The 18,189-nt window shown below is 65.9% G+C and carries 12 protein-coding genes; 9 read left to right on the forward strand and 3 right to left on the reverse strand.

Features of this window, described 5'->3' with window-relative positions:
- The first annotated feature begins 45 nt into the window (after window positions 1-45).
- The 5 genes from ABFX19_RS14845 (at window position 46) to sufU (ending at window position 8,456) form a co-directional block, all read left to right on the forward strand.
- A complete protein-coding gene (locus ABFX19_RS14845) occupies window positions 46-2,673 on the forward strand; it encodes a helix-turn-helix transcriptional regulator (RefSeq protein ID WP_346028783.1) in 2,628 nt (875 codons plus the stop codon).
- A gap of 7 nt (window positions 2,674-2,680) precedes the next feature.
- Window positions 2,681-5,380, forward strand: coding sequence for a LuxR C-terminal-related transcriptional regulator (locus tag ABFX19_RS14850; protein ID WP_346028784.1), 2,700 nt, complete (start codon window positions 2,681-2,683; stop codon window positions 5,378-5,380).
- Between the two features lie 283 nt (window positions 5,381-5,663).
- The gene (locus ABFX19_RS14855; protein WP_346028785.1) at window positions 5,664-6,572 is read left to right on the forward strand and encodes a F510_1955 family glycosylhydrolase; all 909 of its coding nucleotides are present in this window, start codon (window positions 5,664-5,666) and stop codon (window positions 6,570-6,572) included.
- 64 nt (window positions 6,573-6,636) lie between these two features.
- Entirely contained in the window at window positions 6,637-7,953 is a 1,317-nt protein-coding gene (locus tag ABFX19_RS14860; protein WP_346028786.1) for an aminotransferase class V-fold PLP-dependent enzyme, read from the forward strand.
- On the forward strand, window positions 7,950-8,456 hold the full coding sequence (gene sufU / locus ABFX19_RS14865) for a Fe-S cluster assembly sulfur transfer protein SufU (protein WP_346028787.1): 507 nt from the start codon (window positions 7,950-7,952) through the stop codon (window positions 8,454-8,456). The genes ABFX19_RS14860 and sufU overlap by 4 nt, the downstream gene beginning before the upstream one ends.
- A 53-nt stretch (window positions 8,457-8,509) precedes the next feature.
- Here sufU and nhaA read toward each other — a convergent pair whose 3' ends face one another.
- From nhaA to ABFX19_RS14880, 3 genes are all read right to left on the reverse strand, one after another.
- Window positions 8,510-9,856, reverse strand: a complete 1,347-nt coding sequence (nhaA, locus tag ABFX19_RS14870) for a Na+/H+ antiporter NhaA (RefSeq protein WP_346028788.1) — start codon at window positions 9,854-9,856, stop codon at window positions 8,510-8,512.
- A gap of 112 nt (window positions 9,857-9,968) precedes the next feature.
- Window positions 9,969-10,190 carry an SCO4848 family membrane protein gene (locus ABFX19_RS14875; RefSeq protein ID WP_056548728.1) on the reverse strand — a complete coding sequence of 74 codons (222 nt, stop codon included), beginning with the start codon at window positions 10,188-10,190 and terminating at the stop codon, window positions 9,969-9,971.
- Window positions 10,190-10,687 carry a DUF2505 domain-containing protein gene (locus tag ABFX19_RS14880; RefSeq protein ID WP_346028789.1) on the reverse strand — a complete coding sequence of 166 codons (498 nt, stop codon included), beginning with the start codon at window positions 10,685-10,687 and terminating at the stop codon, window positions 10,190-10,192. Before ABFX19_RS14880 ends, ABFX19_RS14875 begins: the two co-directional genes overlap by 1 nt.
- Window positions 10,688-10,903: 216 nt before the next feature.
- Between ABFX19_RS14880 and mfd the strand changes: the two genes are divergently transcribed.
- From mfd to ABFX19_RS14900, 4 genes are all read left to right on the forward strand, one after another.
- Window positions 10,904-14,521, forward strand: a complete 3,618-nt coding sequence (gene mfd, locus ABFX19_RS14885) for a transcription-repair coupling factor (protein WP_346028790.1) — start codon at window positions 10,904-10,906, stop codon at window positions 14,519-14,521.
- 222 nt (window positions 14,522-14,743) lie between these two features.
- Window positions 14,744-15,760: a deoxyribose-phosphate aldolase gene (gene deoC / locus ABFX19_RS14890; RefSeq protein WP_056549246.1), complete on the forward strand. Its 1,017-nt coding sequence runs from the start codon at window positions 14,744-14,746 to the stop codon at window positions 15,758-15,760.
- A gap of 10 nt (window positions 15,761-15,770) precedes the next feature.
- Entirely contained in the window at window positions 15,771-17,243 is a 1,473-nt protein-coding gene (locus ABFX19_RS14895; protein WP_346028791.1) for an aldehyde dehydrogenase family protein, read from the forward strand.
- A complete protein-coding gene (locus ABFX19_RS14900) occupies window positions 17,240-18,121 on the forward strand; it encodes an aldehyde dehydrogenase family protein (RefSeq protein WP_277359805.1) in 882 nt (293 codons plus the stop codon). The genes ABFX19_RS14895 and ABFX19_RS14900 overlap by 4 nt, the downstream gene beginning before the upstream one ends.
- Window positions 18,122-18,189 lie beyond the last annotated feature (68 nt).

Here is an 18,189-nt window from a genome sequence, read left to right on the forward strand (position 1 = left end):
TGTATGGCCACCAGGCGAAAGCTTCCAAAGCGCCGGGATCCCAGAATGTTGAACGTTCACGGCGAGTGGCCCCTCGTAGGCCGGGACACGGAACTGGACGACGTCCGGGACGCCCTGTTGGACAGCAGCAGCCGGGGAGTGATTGTCACCGGTCCATCCGGAGTGGGAAAGACCGCGCTGGCACAGCGCATGGCGCGCCAGCTCGATGACTCGTTTGAACTCGTGTACGTCCGCGGTTCGGCACTCGCATCAAAAATGCCCTATGGGGCCCTCAGCTTTGTCCTCAGCGATCTCGACGACGCGATTGTGGACAACCCCCTGATGCTGCTGCGCGGACTGCAGGAACTCTACGCACGGCGCGACGACGGCCGGCAGACCCTCATCCTCGCCGATAACCTCGAGGAACTCGACTCCTCCTCCGCCATGGCGCTGGCGCACCTGGTACGCGTGGAAGCGGTCAAGCTGATTGCTATCTGCCAGTCCATTGACGCCTCCCCGGAGGAGTTCTGCGACCTCTGGAAGGACGGCGCGCTGCGGCGGATCGACCTCGACCCGCTGGACCTGGCCTCCACCACCAGGCTGCTCTCCGCAGCCCTTGACGCACCGGTGTCCCGGGCCGCCGCGGCAAGCATGTGGCACATCACTGGCGGTAACCCGCTCTTCCTCCAGGCGCTCACCCGCGAACAGGTGGACTCCGGCGAAATGCTGGAGCGCGACGGCGTGTGGGTGGCCAAGCCGCTATCCGCACCGAAGACGCGGCGGTCAATGACGGACTGGATCATGGTCCGCCTGCGCCGGTTGCCCCCGGAGCAGCGCGAGGCGATCGAGCTGATCTCCGTAGTGGGAGCGATTCCACTGGACCTCCTGCTCCGCTTTGTCCCCTCCTCAGCCGTTGACGCCTTGCAGATCACACGGGCCATCCGCGTTGAGCGGACAGAGGTGCCGCTGGTGAGGATTGCAAATGGTCTTGTCAGCGAGGTGGTCCGCACCCAGGTTCCGCTGGGCCGCGGCCGTGAATTGATGCGCGCGCTCGCAGTGGAAGCGCAGGAGTGGGACATCCCCGCGCTTGCCCGCATGACCTTCGCCTCCTGGTGCATTGAATCCGGCGCTGACATCCCGGCCGAAAACCTGATCAACGCCGCCCGCCTCGCTAACCGGCACCGCCAGGGAGTGCTGGCGCTCCGCTTCATCCACGCCATCCCCAATTACTCCGCGCTATCCCAGGCGGTAATCGAGGAAGCCAGGGCGATGGGCGTCGAGGCCGACTTCGCCGGCGGCCTGACCGTCCTTGACCAGCTCCTCGAGACCCACGCCGAACCGCACTTTGAGGATTGGCTGGACATCAGGCTGCTGCAGTGCCGCCTGCTCATGAAAAATCCCAGCCGGTATGCCGAAGCCGAACCTCTCCTCCGGGAGGTCCGGCAACGGCTTGCAGCGGAGGCGGTCTCCGCGGACCTGAACGGCCTCATTCGGGATGTGGACGAACTCGAAGCCGAACTCGCCGGCTACAGCGGCCGCTACGCGGAGCTGCTGGAGAGCTTCGGCCACCTGCTGACCGACCACGCAGCTGAACAGCAGAACCCCGCACTCCTGGGGTGGCTGGCTGAGGCGCTGGCCATGACCGGTCGCCAGGACGACGGCGTCCGGTTGGCCTCAACCATCGTCGCCCGACTGTTGGACACCAGCACGGACTCCCTGCTGCAGGAAGCTGCGATGGCTCGGGTTTTCAAGTTGCTCGTGGTCTCCGGTCGCTGGAGCGAGTGCCTTGCCATGGCCGCCTCCCCGTCGAACCACGGCAAGGAGAGCGCCTATGACGGCTCGGCGTCGGAGTTCGCCGAAGGCTGCCTGCTCGCGTACGGGGGCCGCGGCTCCGAAGCGCTCGACAAGCTGCTCCCCGCGCTCAGTCAGATGCGGGTCCACGACCGGCAGCACGCCCTTCCCGTGGCCGAGGCGGCTTCCGCCTATGCCTACGCTCTGGTGGGGGAGGCCCGCGCCTCACTGGAACACCTGGAACGAGCCGACCACCGGCCGGAGCGGTTGTCCTGGCACTCTTCGCGCGGCGTTGAGTACTTCATGACACTGGCCACGACCGCCACGCATGCACCGGCCGAGGTGGCCGAGCGGATGCTGCAGCTCGCCGATGAAGACCGCGCCCTGGGCAATCACGGTCACGAGCTGTTGTTCCTGTGCCAGAGCGTCCAGCTGGGCCTCGGTTCAGTAGCGGACAGGCTGGTGTCTTCCGCACTCGCCTCGCAGGGACCGTTCGCTGAAGTCTGCGCCTTGTATGGGAAGGGGATCGCTTCGAAGGACACCCACCAGCTGATGCTCGCCGCGCAGAAGGCCGCGGAACTCGGGAACTGCCGGCTGGCCGCCGATGCAGCGAGGCTGGCGGCCGAGCTTGCCCAGGAAAGTGGCGACCAGGTCACTGTGGCCGCCGCCGGAAAGGTGCTGCGCGACGTCGGCGCTCCCGGGGTTGCCGGCAGGCGGGGCGCACTCGAATCGCTCACGGACCGCGAACGTAGCATTGCCGTGCTGGTAGCGCAGGGCCGAACCAACCGTGATATAGCTCAAGTTATGTGCGTTTCCGTACGGACCATTGAAGGCCACGTCTATCGGCTCTACTCGAAACTCGGGGTGTCATCGCGTAGCCAGCTGGCTCTGCTCCTGGAATAGGCGGCTTATGGGGGAACACACCGACGGCGGCCAGGATCTGATTGGCCGCGAAGACCTGGTCGAAGAAATCGCCTCTGTGCTGTCCGGATCCCAGTACCTCGGCGCCATCCTCGTTGGCGAGGCCGGCGTGGGGAAGACCGCGTTGGCGCGGACCGTGGCGAGGGAACTGGACGGCAGCGTTGCCGTGCTTCCCATCTCTGCGAGCCCCTCCCTGCGGAAGGTGCCCTTCGGAGCGCTCTCACCGTACCTGCACTCGCTGTCCATTAACGACGTCGGCTCCTCCGTAGCCGTGTACCGCAGCATCATGGCGCACCTGGAATCCAGCAGCAACGGCCAGAAGAAGAAAATGCCGCTGTTCCTCGTGGACGATTCCCACGAACTGGACGACAACACCAGCGTGCTGCTCTCCCAGCTCATCGCAGGCCGGCGGGCCCGCGTCCTGGCGCTGGCACGCACGGCGCCCAATCCGTCGTCGGAATTCGGGTCCCTGCACCAGGACGGGCTGCTGCGCCGGTACCACGTGAGGCCGCTCGGTGCGCCCGAGGTGCATGAGCTGTGCCGGCGTGAACTGGGCGGCGACGTGCTGTCAAGCGTCAGCGCCACCCTCGCCCAGACATCCGGCGGAAATCCCATGTTCCTGCTGGCCCTGCTGCGGCAGGGAAAACGCTCAGGCTATCTGGGTGTGCGCAACAAGGTGTGGCGCCTGGTCGGCCCGGCGCCGCCGCTGGACGTGAGCCTTGTGGACCTGATCAAGGTTCGCTTCCGGCGCCGGACGCCGGAAGAGCTGTCCGTGCTGGAGACGCTGGCGCTCGCCGAACCCATGCCGCTGGACGCGCTGGTTCACTGCACGGACCGGCCGGCCGTCACCGCGTTGCAGGAGGACGGCCTCATCGCCGTGGAAGGGGGCAGGGACCGACTGGTCACGCTCAGTCACCCGCTCTACGGTGAAGTGATCCGGCAGGACGTGCCCGCCGGCCGCAGCCTGGCCATCCGCCGCAAAGTGCTCGAGGTCCTGGACCATGATTCCAGCACGGCTGACGGCTTCCTGCGTTTTGTGGCCTGGGGGCTGGACTGCGGGCTGCCGCCGGATGACAAGACGCTGCTGCGGGCGGCGGTGGTAGCCAACCGCCTGCATGACGCCGAGTTTGCCCTGCGCGCTGCCCGGGCCGTGCATGAACCCAAGCTGCGCGGTAACGCGCTGGTGGAGATTGCACGCGCACAGACCACGCGGGGAAACCTCCCGTATGCGCGGCAGATTGTCGACGAAGTGCTTGATCAGTGCGAGAGCTTCACCCTGGCCAAGGAGGCCTCGTTGCTGTCCGTGGCGCTTCGGGTACGCGGTTCCAACGCGGCCGAGCGAATCCGGGAGGACGTTGCGCGCTGGAAACGCATCACTGACCGGATCGCGTCGGAGATGGAGCCTCCGGATGATCCGCAGGTGGCGATCGGCCTGGGTGTATCCGCCAACGGCCACCGGATCCTGGAGAGCTTCGCGTTGAATTACGAAGGCAGGTTTCAGGAGTCCGAGAAGATCCTCCGGGAGGTCCTCGCGGACCCGTACTGCAGCGACGAGGTTCGGCTCGCTGCTCTCAGTCTGCTCGGGGAGGCGCTCGGCTCCATGGGAAAGGCGGTCGAAGGCACTCAGGCAACCGGGGAAGCCCTGCAGATCATCGCAGCGCACGGACACAAGTTCGTGGGGCACTCGGAATTTGTGATCACGCGCCATTTCGTCTCAATGGCCCACGCCGGGCTCTGGGACGAGATCGAGGAGCTCCTGGACACACTGGTGCGGAGCAAAGCCAGCGGTCCCTCCTCCTTCACCGGCATCACGGAGCTATCCGAGGGGCTCATCGCGCTGCGCAAGGGTCTCATGGGAAGTGCCCGCACCGCGTTGATCCTCGGCGTGGAGGGCCTGCGGGAGTCCGATTCCAACCAACTCATGCCGATGGCCCTGGGGCTCGCGGCGTTTGCGTGCACCATGGTGGGGGACACCACGCGCGCCAAGGTGTACGCCACTGAGTTCGAGGCCGGCGCAAGTATCGGCACCCGCCAGGCGCAGCTCCTCGGCAAGGTGCACGTGGTCGCGGCCAACGCACTGTTTCAGGGCGCCGCCCGGAGCATCGAGGAACTGCACGTGCTGGCGAAGCAGGCGGCGACTGACGGGATGACCGTTCTGGCCGCCGTGGCCTATGAACTGGCAGGACGGCTGGGGGATGAGCGCTGCTTTGAACCGCTGGCCCGGCTCACTGAATCCTTCGAGGGGCCGGAAGGCGCTGTGATGACAGCGATGGCGAAGGCTGCGGTCCAGAAGGACCCGAACGCGCTGATCGACGCCGCCGAACTGGCGCAGTCCTCCGGCTACCTGCTGGTGGCCGCCGAGTGCCTGGGCAAGGCCGTGCGGTACCTCTCGCAGCGCGGGGAAGAGCACAAGTCACGGACGGTGCAGCAGAAGCTCAATACGATCATCGGGCAACTCGAAGGACTGCAGAGCCCGCAGTTCGAGGCGGTACGTTCCACATCGAAGCTCACCCAGCGCGAGCTGGACATCGCGCGGCTGGCCGGTCAAGGCTATTCCAACAGGGATATCGCTGAAGCCCAGGGCGTGTCCGTCCGCACCGTTGAAGGCCACCTCTACCGCATCTTCGCCAAGCTCGGAATCACCAGCCGCGATGAGCTGCCGGGGGCTGATCCAGCGAGTATCGGCTGAGTACCCTACCCGCTACGGGAAGGGGAAAATCGGGTACCTACTACTCGTGTTTGGAGTGGGTAGTTTTCCTAGAGTGATGAGTGGAGCCGGCGACGTCGAAGCCTTCCCCAGACTAAGGCTCGTCCCCAGCCGTCGTCGGCTCCTTTTACGCTCGCCAGCGAGTCCCGGACTGTTTTCCGGGCGGCGCGGGTTTCGGCGCAGGGCGGGGCGGTGGGTAGCATCTACAGGGCCAGGTTCCTCGCCGGGCTACCTCGTCAGAACCTCGCTTTCCAAGGAATGTTCCATGTCCCGCCGCCTGCACTCCCAAGCTTCGTGGTTCTCCCACTCACACGGGCTGCCGCGGTGGCGGCGGGCGTCGGGCTCGGCTGCCATCGCCGTCGTACTGCTGGTCCTCACCGGCTGTGCCGGGGCCAGCCCGTCAGAGAGTGCGCCTGCCGGTGCGTCTCACTATCCCACTGCCCACATCCACGGGATGAGCGTGGATCCGGCCACCAACCGGGTGCTCCTGGCTACCCATGACGGATTGTTTGATGTCTCGGCGTCCCCGGCAGTGCAGATCGGGCCCTCTATTGACCTGATGGGTTTCACCGCTGCGGCTCCAGATGAGTTCTATGCGTCCGGGCATCCCGGCCCGGGCTCCGACCTGCCGGATCCTGTGGGACTGATCCGATCCACTGACGGTGGCCGCACGTGGCAACCGCTGTCCCTGCAGGGCGAATCCGACTTCCATGCGCTCGCCGCTACCCACGGCGGAATCGTGGGGTTCGACGGCGAACTCAAGGTCACCGACGACGGCACTGAATGGCAGGCTGCGGATGGCCAGTTCCCCACCCATCACCTCGCCGGATCGCCGCGGGGCAGCATTGTCCTCGCCACCACGGAGAAGGGCCTCCAGCGTTCCGCAGACGGCGGCGCAACGTGGGCCACTGTTGGTCATGCCCCTCTGCTGGTGTTCACGGCACTGTCTGAGGAGAAGGCGGCCGGAATCGGACCCGACGGCCGCGTCTACACGAGCAGTGACGGCGGTGTGAGCTGGGTGGCGCAGGGGAGCGTTGAGGGCGAGGCGTCAGCCATTGCCACGCAGGTCATCGACGGCTCGACCCAGCGCATCTGGGTTGCAACCCATGACAGCGTGCAGGTATCCAACGACCACGGACAGACCTTCACCGCCCTCAGGTCGAGCCGGCGATGAACGGGTCCACACCAACCTGCCGGCAGTAGACTGAATAGCGCACATTCGCCGTCGAGGGAGTTCCATGCCCATCCTGTCAGCTCCATCCCATCCGCTCTCGGATGAGGAAGTGGGCCGCATCCGCAATGACTTCCCGCTACTGGCCAATGAGCTCAACGGCCGGCCGCTGGTCTACCTCGATTCCGGAGCCACCTCCCAGAACCCCATCAGCGTGATGGAGGCCGAGCAGGAGTATTACGAACAGCGCAACGCCGCCGTGCACCGCGGCGCCCACTCCCTCGCGGTGGAAGCGACCGACGCGTACGAGCACGCCCGCACCACCGTCGCATCCTTCATTGGTGCCTCACCCGATGAGATCGTCTTCACGTCCAACGCCACGGAGGCCCTGAATCTCGTTGCGTACAGCCTGTCGAACGCTTCGCTGGGCCTCGGCGGGGACGCCGCACGCCCGTATGCGCTCGGCCCGGGGGACTCCATTGTGGTCACCGAGATGGAACACCACGCCAACCTGATCCCGTGGCAGGAACTTGCCGCGCGTACCGGTGCTTCCCTGCGCTACATTCCAGTCGACGACGACGGCGCCCTCCGCCTTGAGGAAGCCGCCTCGGTGATCGACGGCAGCACCAAGCTGCTCGCGTTCACGCATGTATCCAACGTGCTGGGCATCATCAACCCGGTGGCTGAGCTGGTGTCCCTCGCCCGCGGCGTGGGAGCCCTGACCGTTCTGGATGCCTGCCAGTCGGTGCCGCACCTGCCGCTCGATGTTGCGGCGCTGGACGTGGACTTTGTTGCGTTCTCCGGGCACAAGATGCTCGGGCCCACGGGAATCGGCGCCTTGTACGGCAGGGCGAAGCACCTGCACGCGATGCCGCCGTTCCTCACGGGCGGCTCAATGATTACCACCGTCACCATGGAGCGTGCCGAGTACCTTCCGCCGCCGGCCAGGTTCGAGGCCGGCACCCAGCGGATCTCGCAGGCGGTTGCGCTGGGCTCGGCCGTGAACTACCTGGCCGAGACGGGCATGGACCGGATCGAGGAATGGGAACGCCTGTTGGGGGAGCGGCTGGTGGTTGGCCTCGAGGCGATCGACGGAATCCGGGTGCTGGGCCCGCGTTCGGGTCAGCCCCGAATCGGGCTGGCGGCGTTCGATGTTGACGGCGTCCACGCCCATGATGTGGGGCAGTACCTCGATTCCCGCGGCATCGCCGTGCGGGTGGGCCATCACTGCGCGCAGCCGCTGCACCGGAAGCTGGGGCTGACGGCGTCCACCCGGGCCAGCACCTACCTGTACAACACCACCGACGAGGTGGACGCGTTCCTCACCGCCGTTGCCGAAGTCCGTTCGTTCTTCGGAGCAGCGGCGTCCGGAGTATCGGCATGAGCAGCGAACTCGAGAACCTCTACCAGCAGATCATCCTTGACCACGCGAAACGGCGGGTGGGGCAGGGAAGCACGGATCCGGCGTCGGGCGCTGGTTCGGTGCCTGAGGAAGAGCCGGTTGCCGGCTCGCCGGCAACCGGCTCTCTGGCGACCGGCGCGTCGCACCAGCTCAATCCCATCTGCGGCGACGAGCTGACGTTGCGGGTGTGGATTGCTGACTCCCGCATCGAACGGGTGGCGTGGGAGGGAGCGGGCTGCGCAATCTCCATGGCGTCTGCCTCGGTCCTCACCGAACTGGTCAGCGGAGAAACCCGCGACGACATGATGGAGCAGCTCGATCGTTTCCGTGAGCTCATGCGCTCGCGCGGGACCATCGTGCCGGACGAAGAGGTACTGGGGGATGCGGCTGCGTTCGCCGGCGTCTCCCGCTTCCCGGCGCGTGTGAAGTGCGCCATGCTCGCGTGGGTGGCCCTGGAGGAAGCGGTCCTCGCCGCGAACTCCTGACCGTTGTGTGTTCCTCGGGAGGGGCGCAGCGACGCTAGCGCGCGTTTTCGGCGTTAGCGTCGCGGAGGGTTGTCTTCGAAGAGATCGGGGATGCCGTCGTCGTCCGCGTCTACCTTTTCCGCCTCTTCGATCCTGCGGTAGCGCTTGTTGCGGGAGCGCAGGAGAGCGGTAGCGAGCAGCGCGGCGAGCAACGATGCGGTCAGGATGGCGACCTTGGCGTTGTCGTTCGGCTCCGACCCCTGAGCGAAGCTGAGGTCATTGACCAGCAGGGAGACGGTGAATCCGACTCCCGCGAGGATGCCGACGCCGAGGAGATCCACCCACCTCAAATCGGGGTCAAGGGTCGCCTTGGTGGTCTTGGTGATTGTCCACGTGGTCAGGAGGATGCCGATGGGCTTGCCCAGGACCAGGCCCAGGATGATTCCCAGGGTGACCGGATCTCCGAGCGCGTTGACGAACCCGTCGACGCCGCCAATTGCCACACCGGCCGAGAAGAACGCAAAAATCGGCACGGCAATGCCTGCGGAGAGCGGGCGGAAGCGGTGCTCAAAGGTCTCCGCGAGACCAGGCTTGTTTGGCCGGGGCAACACGGACTTGCCGCCCTTGCCGATGCGCAGTACCGGAACCATGAAGCCGAGCAGCACGCCGGCCACTGTGGCATGGACGCCTGATGCGTGCATCAGCGCCCAGGTGACAAAACCGATCGGCAGGAGGATGAACCAGGCCGCCGATGTGTTCTTCCCGAAGAACTTGGGGTTTTTCTGCGCGAGGAACGCGAACAGCGCCAGCGGGATCAGCGTCAGCAGCAGGAACGTGAACTCCACCTCTTCCGTGTAGAAGAACGCGATGATGGCGATGGCAATCAGGTCATCCACCACTGCCAATGTCAGCAGGAAGATGCGCAGGGCGCTCGGCAGGTGGGAACTGATGACCGCGAGAACGGCCACCGCAAACGCGATGTCCGTAGCGGTGGGGATGGCCCAGCCGCGAATGGTTTCCGGCGATCCGAGGTTGACGAGGACGTAGATCAGAGCGGGAACGATGACGCCGCCGGCAGCTGCTGCCACCGGAACAATGGCGCGTGCGGGGTTCCGCAGGTCGCCGGCCACGAACTCGCGTTTGAGCTCAAGGCCCACGAGGAAGAAGAAGATGGCCAGCAGGCCGTCAGCGGCCCAGTGTCCTACCGAAAGCTTCAGGTGCCATGGCTCGTAGCCGAACTCGAAGTCCCGGAGAGCGAAGTAGCTGTCCGCGAAGGGCGAGTTGGCCCAGACAAGCGCCAGTGCGGCCGCAATGATCAGCAGGATACCGCCGACGGTTTCTTTCCGGAGGATCTCCCCGATCCGCAGATGTTCTGGATAACTGGACCGTCCGAGGACGTTCCGGGGCTGAGAACTCGACACGAGCGGCTCCTTCAGGGCAGGAAGAAATTATTGCCGACCAGACTTCCCGGCGCACCTGCTTAAGACCCTAGCAGGGGAGTCCGTACGGACGTGACGCACGTTACGTTGGGATTCAGGCTGCCAGCGTGCGGATTCCGATCACCAGGGTTGCTGCTCCCAGGATCATCGAGGTGGTCACCAGCATGAAGTGAACCTTGAGGAACCGGGTGGGTGCGCCGTTCTCATCCTTGGACCGCGGGTCCTTGAACACCCGACGGAGGAACGGCGGCCAGACAATAAGCGTCCAGAGCCCGGCGATCACCAGGACTATCGACAGCGCGAGGGGCAGTTGCATCAGCGGTTCTCCAGCCAGCTCTTCGCCTGGGCAGCCTGAACGTTCAGGGCCTTGCCGATGAACGGTTCAGCGGCGTCGGCAATCTTGGCGCCCATGAACGGAATGGACGAGGTCACGTTGCCTTCGAGGTCCACACGGGTGGAGGTGCCCTCGGCAACCAGGCGCTGGACGGCGTCGACCGTCACGGGCGCACCGGAGACCTTCATGGTGACCTTTGCTTCGCGGGAGCCGTCAGGCAGCGGTGCGGCCCAGTTCTCCGTCTGCGTCACGGTGATGGTCTCGCCGACAAACTTGCGGGCGAAATCCGGCAGTCGCGTGGTGGGCAGCGTTCGCACAGCGGTGAGGGTGAAAGCGGCGGAGGTGTCGCCGTCGACCGTCAGTGACTTCAGCTCCCCTCCGACGTGCTCACTGGTGTGCTTGAGGAACGCTTCATCGGTGAACACGTCCGTGACCGTCTGGACGCTGTAGGGCAGGGTGGTTGAGGCGCTGAGTGCCACTAATCCTCCGGGGTAGGTCTATTGGGTTTCCGGTACATCCTATGTGAGCGCCGGCTTCGAGCTTGCGTTGAGTTTGCAGCCTCGTCCACAGGCGCCCTGCCCACGCGCCGAATACGAGTAGGCTTGAACTACTCCCCGGGATTCTTAGGAATTTCGGGCTTTCGTGTTGTCTTTTCCGTGCTCAGCTTCATTTCAAGTTACCCCTGAAGGAACGCCATGGCCCCCTCCGGACCCACCCTCAACGGTCTCCGATCTGCCCTGCAGGAGGACGCCTCCTTCGCACGGGTGCGCACCAACGCATCCCGCCGGGTTGCCGACCGCAGTACCGATCTCGAGATCGGCGCACCCACCGGGCTGCGTGCGGCGCTGCTGGCGGAGATGGTGGACGGGCTGGCATCGGCCTCAAACGACGACGACGGCGGCAATCCCGTTGTTGTAGCAGTCACCGCCACGGGGCGGGAGGCAGAAGACCTGGCAGCTGCGCTGCGAAGCTACCTGCCGGCGTCGGGCATTGAAGAATTTCCGAGCTGGGAGACGCTGCCGCACGAGCGGCTTTCCCCGCGCTCCGACACGGTGGGCCGGCGGCTGTCCGTCCTGCGGCGGCTTGCCCACCCGGGCGCTGACCCGATCCGCGTGATCACGGCGCCGATCCGCGCCGTCGTGCAGCCGCTGGTTGCCGGGCTGGGCGAGCTCGAGCCGGTCACACTGAAGGTGGGTCAGGAGCGCGGGTTCGACGAGGTGGTCCGCGCGCTCGCCGACGCCGCGTACGCCCGCGTGGACATGGTCACCCACCGCGGCGAATTCGCGGTGCGCGGCGGGATCATCGACGTCTTTCCGCCCACCGAGGACCACCCCATCCGCGTGGAGTTCTTCGGCGACGAGGTGGACCAGATGCGCTGGTTCGCCGTGGCCGATCAGCGTTCGCTGCCCACCGACGGTGATCGCGGGGCACCCGCGGAGCTGTATGCGCCGCCGTGCCGCGAGCTGCTCATCACGCCGTCGGTCATGTCCCGTGCCGCGCATCTAAAGGATCAGCTGCCGGCTGCGGCGGGGATGCTGGAGAAGATTGCCGGCGGAATCGCCGTCGAGGGCATGGAGTCGCTGGCGCCGGTGCTGGTTGACGCGATGGTCCCGTTTGTCGGCGAGTTGCCGGCAGGGTCGATTGCCGTCGTCGTCGAGCCGGAGAAGGTGCGCGCGCGTGCCCATGACCTCGAGGCGACCAACGAGGAATTCCTCCAGGCAGCGTGGGCAACAGCGTCCGACGGCGGTGCGGCGCCGGTCGATCTGAGCGGTCAGTTGGGTGCCGATCTCGAAGCGGCGAGCTTCCGCTCGCTGGTTGATACGCGGTCCTCCGCGCTGGCGAATGACGTTGCGTGGTGGTCGGTGACGTCCTTCGGGTCCGACGAGCTGCTGACCGAGGTCGACAGTTTCACCGTTGCGGCGCGTGAGCCGCGCGGGTACCAGGGGGACGTTGCGGAGATGATGGAGTTCCTCGGCGGGCGCGTGCGGGACCAGTGGCGGGTGGTGGTCGCAACCGAGGGCCCCGGGCCGGCCCAGCGCCTGGCTGAGCTGTTCCACGATGCTGACATTCCGGCGTCGCGCGTTGACTCGCTTGACCGCTCGCCGCAGCCGGGAATCATCGAGATCACCACGTCCTCTGCGGGCCGCGGGTTCGTGCTCGACGGGCTGAAACTGGGGCTGCTGACCGAGGCTGACCTGCTGGGTCGCACTTCTGCTTCGGGGACCCGCGACATGCGGAAGATGCCCTCGAAGCGGCGCAACGCCGTCGACCCTTTGCAGCTGCGTGAAGGTGACTTTGTGGTGCACGAGCAGCATGGTGTGGCGCGGTTCATCGAGCTGATCCAGCGGTCCACGGGCGCCGGTCCCACCAAGACCATCCGCGAATACCTGGTGCTGGAGTACGCGCCGTCCAAGCGCGGGGCGCCGGGTGACCGGCTGTTTGTGCCGACGGATCAGCTGGACCAGGTCACCCGCTATGTCGGTGGAGATACGCCGGCGCTGTCGAAGATGGGCGGGTCCGACTGGTCGAAGACCAAGAACCAGGCGCGCAAGGCCGTCAAGGAGATTGCCGGTGAGCTGATCCGGCTTTACTCGGCGCGGATGGCCTCGCGCGGGCACGCGTTCGCGCCGGACACGCCGTGGCAGCGGGAGCTTGAGGAGGCTTTTCCGTACATCGAGACGCCGGACCAGCTGACGACTATCAATGAGGTCAAGGCGGACATGGAGCGGGAAGTCCCCATGGACCGTCTGGTCTCCGGCGATGTGGGTTACGGCAAGACGGAGATCGCCGTCCGGGCTGCGTTCAAGGCTGTGCAGGACGGGAAGCAGGTGGCCGTGCTGGTGCCCACCACCCTCCTGGTGCAGCAGCACTTCGAGACGTTCTCCGAGCGGTTCTCCGGGTTTCCGGTGCGGATCCGGGCGCTGTCCCGGTTCCAGACCACCAAGGAGTCCAAGGAAACGGTGGAGGGGCTGAAGAACGGTTCGGTCGACGTCGTCATCGGCACGCACCGGTTGCTGTCCACCGAGGTGCATTTCAAGGATCTTGGGCTCGTGATTGTGGACGAGGAGCAGCGGTTCGGCGTTGAGCACAAGGAAGCGCTGAAGAAGATGCGCACCAACGTGGACGTACTGGCCATGAGCGCCACGCCGATTCCGCGAACGCTGGAGATGTCGCTGACTGGGATCCGTGAGACGTCCACGCTGGCAACACCGCCGGAGGAGCGGCACCCGGTGCTCACCTATGTTGGCCCGTACACGGACAAGCAGACCTCCGCGGCGATCCGGCGTGAACTGATGCGCGAGGGGCAGGTGTTCTTCGTGCACAACCGGGTGTCCTCGATTGACCGGACGGCCTCCCACCTGCAGCAGCTGATTCCGGAGGCGAGAGTCGCCGTCGCGCATGGACAGATGAGCGAGTCCCGGCTGGAGCAGATCATTGTGGACTTCTGGGAGAAGAAGTTCGATGTCCTGGTGTGTACAACGATCATCGAGACCGGGTTGGACATCTCGAACGCGAACACGCTGATCGTTGACCGGGCGGACAACTACGGGCTCTCGCAGCTGCACCAGTTGCGAGGCCGCGTAGGGCGTGGGCGTGAGCGGGCGTACGCGTACTTCCTGTACCCGTCGGAGAAGCCGCTGGGCGAGGTGGCGCTGGAGCGGCTGAAGGCCGTGGCGTCCCACAACGAGCTCGGCGCCGGTATGCAGCTGGCGCTGAAGGACCTCGAGATCCGTGGCGCGGGAAACATGCTGGGCGGGGAGCAGTCCGGACACATTGCCGGGGTGGGCTTTGACCTGTATATCCGGTTGGTCGGTGAGGCCGTTGCGAACTTCCGTGGAGAGGCCGAGGAGAAGGCCGCCGAGATGAAGATCGAGCTGCCTGTGAACGCGCACCTGCCGCATGACTACGTGCCGGGGGAGCGGTTGCGGCTTGAGGCGTACCGGAAGCTTGCCTCGTGCCTGACCGATGCCGCGATTGACGAGGTGGTTGAGGAGCTTCGCGATAGGTACGGTGATCTGCCGGCGCCGGTGGTCAACCTGGTGGCCGTGGCGCGGTTCCGGGTGCGGGCGCGGTCGGTCGGCCTGACGGACGTGGCGCTGCAGGGCAACTTCATCAAGTTCGCGCCGGCGAACCTGCCCGAGTCCAAGGAGATGCGCCTGAAGCGGATGTACCCGGGGGCGTCGGTGAAGCCGGCGATGAATGCGGCGTTGATTCCGAAGCCGAAGACTGCTGCATTTGGGGGCCGCGATCTGGCGGATGCCGCGATCCTCGAGTGGGCGCAGAACGTGATCGATGCGGTGTTCGCGGCCTAACCCCCGCGAACTTTTGCGCACCTCCGGTGACTTCCGACCCCTCGGAAGTCACCGGAGGTGCACAAATCTTCCGGGTTTGGGCGGTGGTAAAGTCATAGCGTCCATGCGGGTCCGATCACCTGTCCCGACGCTATCGATACCCCCGGCCCAACAAGGCCAAACGGGTACGCCGGGAACCGTTCCGCGCATGGCAGCGAGTAGAAGTATGGAGAACCTGTGACCATGGAAACCACGCGCGCCGGAACCACCGTTGCACCGGCGTCGAGGGCCCTGGACGTGATCGGTGGCGATCTCACCGAACGCAGCCTGCGCCGCTACCTCGAAGGCATTCCCGGCGTCGACGCCGTGGGCCTCGAAGCCCGCGCCGCCGCCCTGGGCACCCGCTCGATCAAGACCACCTCCAAGGCCTGGGCGCTGGACACCATCATCCGGCTCACCGACCTCACCACTCTTGAAGGTGCGGACACGCCGGGCAAGGTCCGCTCGCTGGTGGCCAAGGCTATGGTGCCGGATCCCGACGACATGTCCACCCCGCGCGTCGCCGCGGTCTGCGTGTACGGAGACATGGTGCCGCACGCTGTGGAAGCGCTGGGTTCAGCGCACGACGACGGCGCCCCCGGCCGTATCAACGTCGCCGCCGTGGCCACCGCCTTCCCCAGCGGCCGTGCGTCCCGCTCCGTCAAGCTCTCCGACACCTCCGACGCCGTTGCCGCGGGAGCCGATGAGATAGACATGGTCATTGACCGCGGCGCATTCCTCTCCGGCCGGTACGGGCAGGTGTTCGACGAGATTGTCGCCGTCAAGGAAGCGTGCAAGCGCCCCGACGGTACGTACGCGCACCTGAAGGTCATCCTCGAAACCGGCGAGCTGAACACCTATGACAACGTGCGCCGCGCCTCCTGGCTGGGCATCCTCGCCGGCGGTGACTTCATCAAGACCTCCACCGGCAAGGTCACCCCGGCGGCAACGCTGCCCGTGACGCTGTCCATGCTCGAGGTTGTCCGCGACTGGCACCGCCTCACCGGCGAGAAGATCGGCGTGAAGCCCGCAGGCGGAATCCGCGCCTCCAAGGACGCCATCAAGTACCTGGTCACGGTCGCGGAAACTGTGGGGGAGGAGTGGCTGCAGCCGGACCTGTTCCGCTTCGGTGCCTCCAGCCTCCTCAACGACGTGCTCCTGCAACGCCAGAAGCTCACCAGCGGCCGCTACTCCGGCCCGGCCTACGTCACGATCGACTAAAGGACCTGCCATGAATTTCCTCGATTACGCTCCCGCGCCCGAGTCGGCAGCGATCCTGAACCTCCGCGATGAATACGGCCTGTTCATCAACGGCGAGTTCGTCGCCGGCAACGGGGAGTCCTTCACCACCATCTCCCCGGCCACGGAGAAGCACATTGCCACAGTGTCCTGCGCCAACGAGCAGGACGTGGACACCGCCGTCGTCGCCGCCCGCCGTGCGTATGAGAAGACGTGGTCGCGCATGTCCGGTGCTGACCGCGGGAAGTACCTCTTCCGCATCGCGCGGCTGGTCCAGGAACGCGCCCGCGAACTGGCCGTCGCCGAGAGCCTCGACAACGGCAAGCCCATCAAGGAAAGCCGCGACGTCGACATCCCGCTGGTTGCCGCCTGGTTCTTCTACTACGCGGGTTGGGCGGACAAGCTGGACTACGCCGGAATGGGCCCGAACCCGCGCTCGCTCGGCGTCGCCGCACAGGTAATCCCGTGGAACTTCCCGCTGCTGATGCTGGCGTGGAAGATCGCCCCCGCGCTCGCCGCCGGCAACACCGTGGTGCTCAAGCCCGCCGAAACCACTCCGCTGACGGCACTGCTCTTCGCCGAGATCCTGCAGCAGGCTGACCTTCCCGCAGGCGTCGTCAACATTGTCACCGGCGCGGGGTCTACCGGCTCAGCACTGGTCAACCACGCGGACGTCAACAAAGTTGCCTTCACGGGCTCGACGGCGGTGGGCCGGCAGATTGCCCGCTCAACCGCCGGCACGGCCAAGAAGCTCACGCTCGAACTGGGCGGCAAGGGCGCCAACATTGTGTTCGATGACGCCCCTATTGACCAGGCCATCGAGGGCATCGTCAACGGAATCTTCTTCAACCAGGGCCAGGTCTGCTGCGCGGGCTCCCGGTTGCTGGTGCAGGAGTCCATTCACGACGACGTCGTTGAGCGGCTCAAGGCGCGGCTGTCCACCCTGCGCGTGGGGGATCCGCTGGACAAGAACACCGACATCGGAGCCATCAACTCCGCGTCCCAGCTGGGCCGGATGCGCGAGCTGTCCGACATCGGAGAGCAGGAGGGCGCGGAGCGTTGGAGCCCGGCGTGCAACCTGCCATCGGATGGTTTCTGGTTCCCGCCGACGATCTTCACGAATGTGTCCACCAGCTCCCGGATTGCTCGGGACGAGATCTTCGGCCCCGTGCTGTCGGTGCTGACGTTTCGTACCCCGGCTGAGGCCATCGCCAAAGCGAACAACACCCCGTACGGTCTGTCCGCAGGCATCTGGACCGACAAGGGCAGCCGCATCCTGGCGGTGGCGGACAAGCTGCGTGCCGGCGTCGTCTGGGCCAACACGTTCAACAAGTTCGATCCTGCCTCGCCGTTCGGCGGGTACAAGGAATCCGGTTACGGGCGTGAAGGCGGCAAGCAGGGGCTGCACGCGTACCTCGCGCCGACTGTTCCCAACCGCTCGGCACTGAATGGAGCCAACCGATGAGCCGCCTGGCTGTTCCGAAGACCTACAAGCTGTATGTCGGCGGTAAGTTCATCCGGAGTGAATCCGGACGCGTGTATGAGGTTGCAACCACGAAGGGGAGCTTTTCGGTGAGTTCAGTCAACGCCGCGAAGGCTTCCCGGAAGGACGCCCGCGACGCCGTTGTGGCCGCCCGCGGAGCCGTCAGCGGCTGGTCCGGGACCACCGGCTACAACCGCGGGCAGGTGCTGTACCGGATCGCGGAGATTCTGGACGGACGGCGTGCGCAGTTCGCCGAGGAGATCGCCGCGTTCGAGGGTGTCTCCCTTTCGACTGCTACTGCACAGGTGGACGAGGCGATTGACCTGTGGGTTTGGTACGCCGGCTGGGCGGACAAGTACGTGCAGGTTGCCGGCAACGGTAACGCCGTGTCCGGTCCGTTCTTCAACCTGTCCGTGCCTGAGCCCACGGGCGTCGTGGCGGTGATCGCGCCGCAGGGGGCGGGGGTTCCGGGCTCGTTGCTCGGCTTCGTCCGCGCGGTGGCGCCGGTCCTCGTGAGCGGGAACACCGTCGTCGTTATTCCGAGTGAGCGGGCACCGCTTGCAGCGCTCAGCCTCGGCGAGGTCTTCGCGACCAGTGACGTTCCGGCCGGCGTCGTCAATATCCTGAGCGGATCACCGGCGGAGATTGCTCCGTGGCTTGCCGCGCACGCCGACGTCAACGCGCTGGACCTGCTCGGTGCCGGCGAGCTGGAGTGGGTGGACCTGCAGATCGCTGCCGCGGATACCCTGAAGCGGGTGCTTCCGCCGGAGCAAGGCCCCGACGCCGGTGCCCCCTCGCTGGATCGCATCACGTTCTTCACGGAGACCAAGACCGTGTGGCACACGAAGGGTCTGCTCTAACGGTTGGGCCTTGGCTCCTTCTGGGTCTTGGCGGGGTTACTCCGTCCCACCGGATCCTGGGTTTCAGT

It is taken from the genome of Arthrobacter parietis (genome assembly GCF_039530425.1).
GTDB classification, from domain to species: domain Bacteria; phylum Actinomycetota; class Actinomycetes; order Actinomycetales; family Micrococcaceae; genus Arthrobacter_D; species Arthrobacter_D parietis.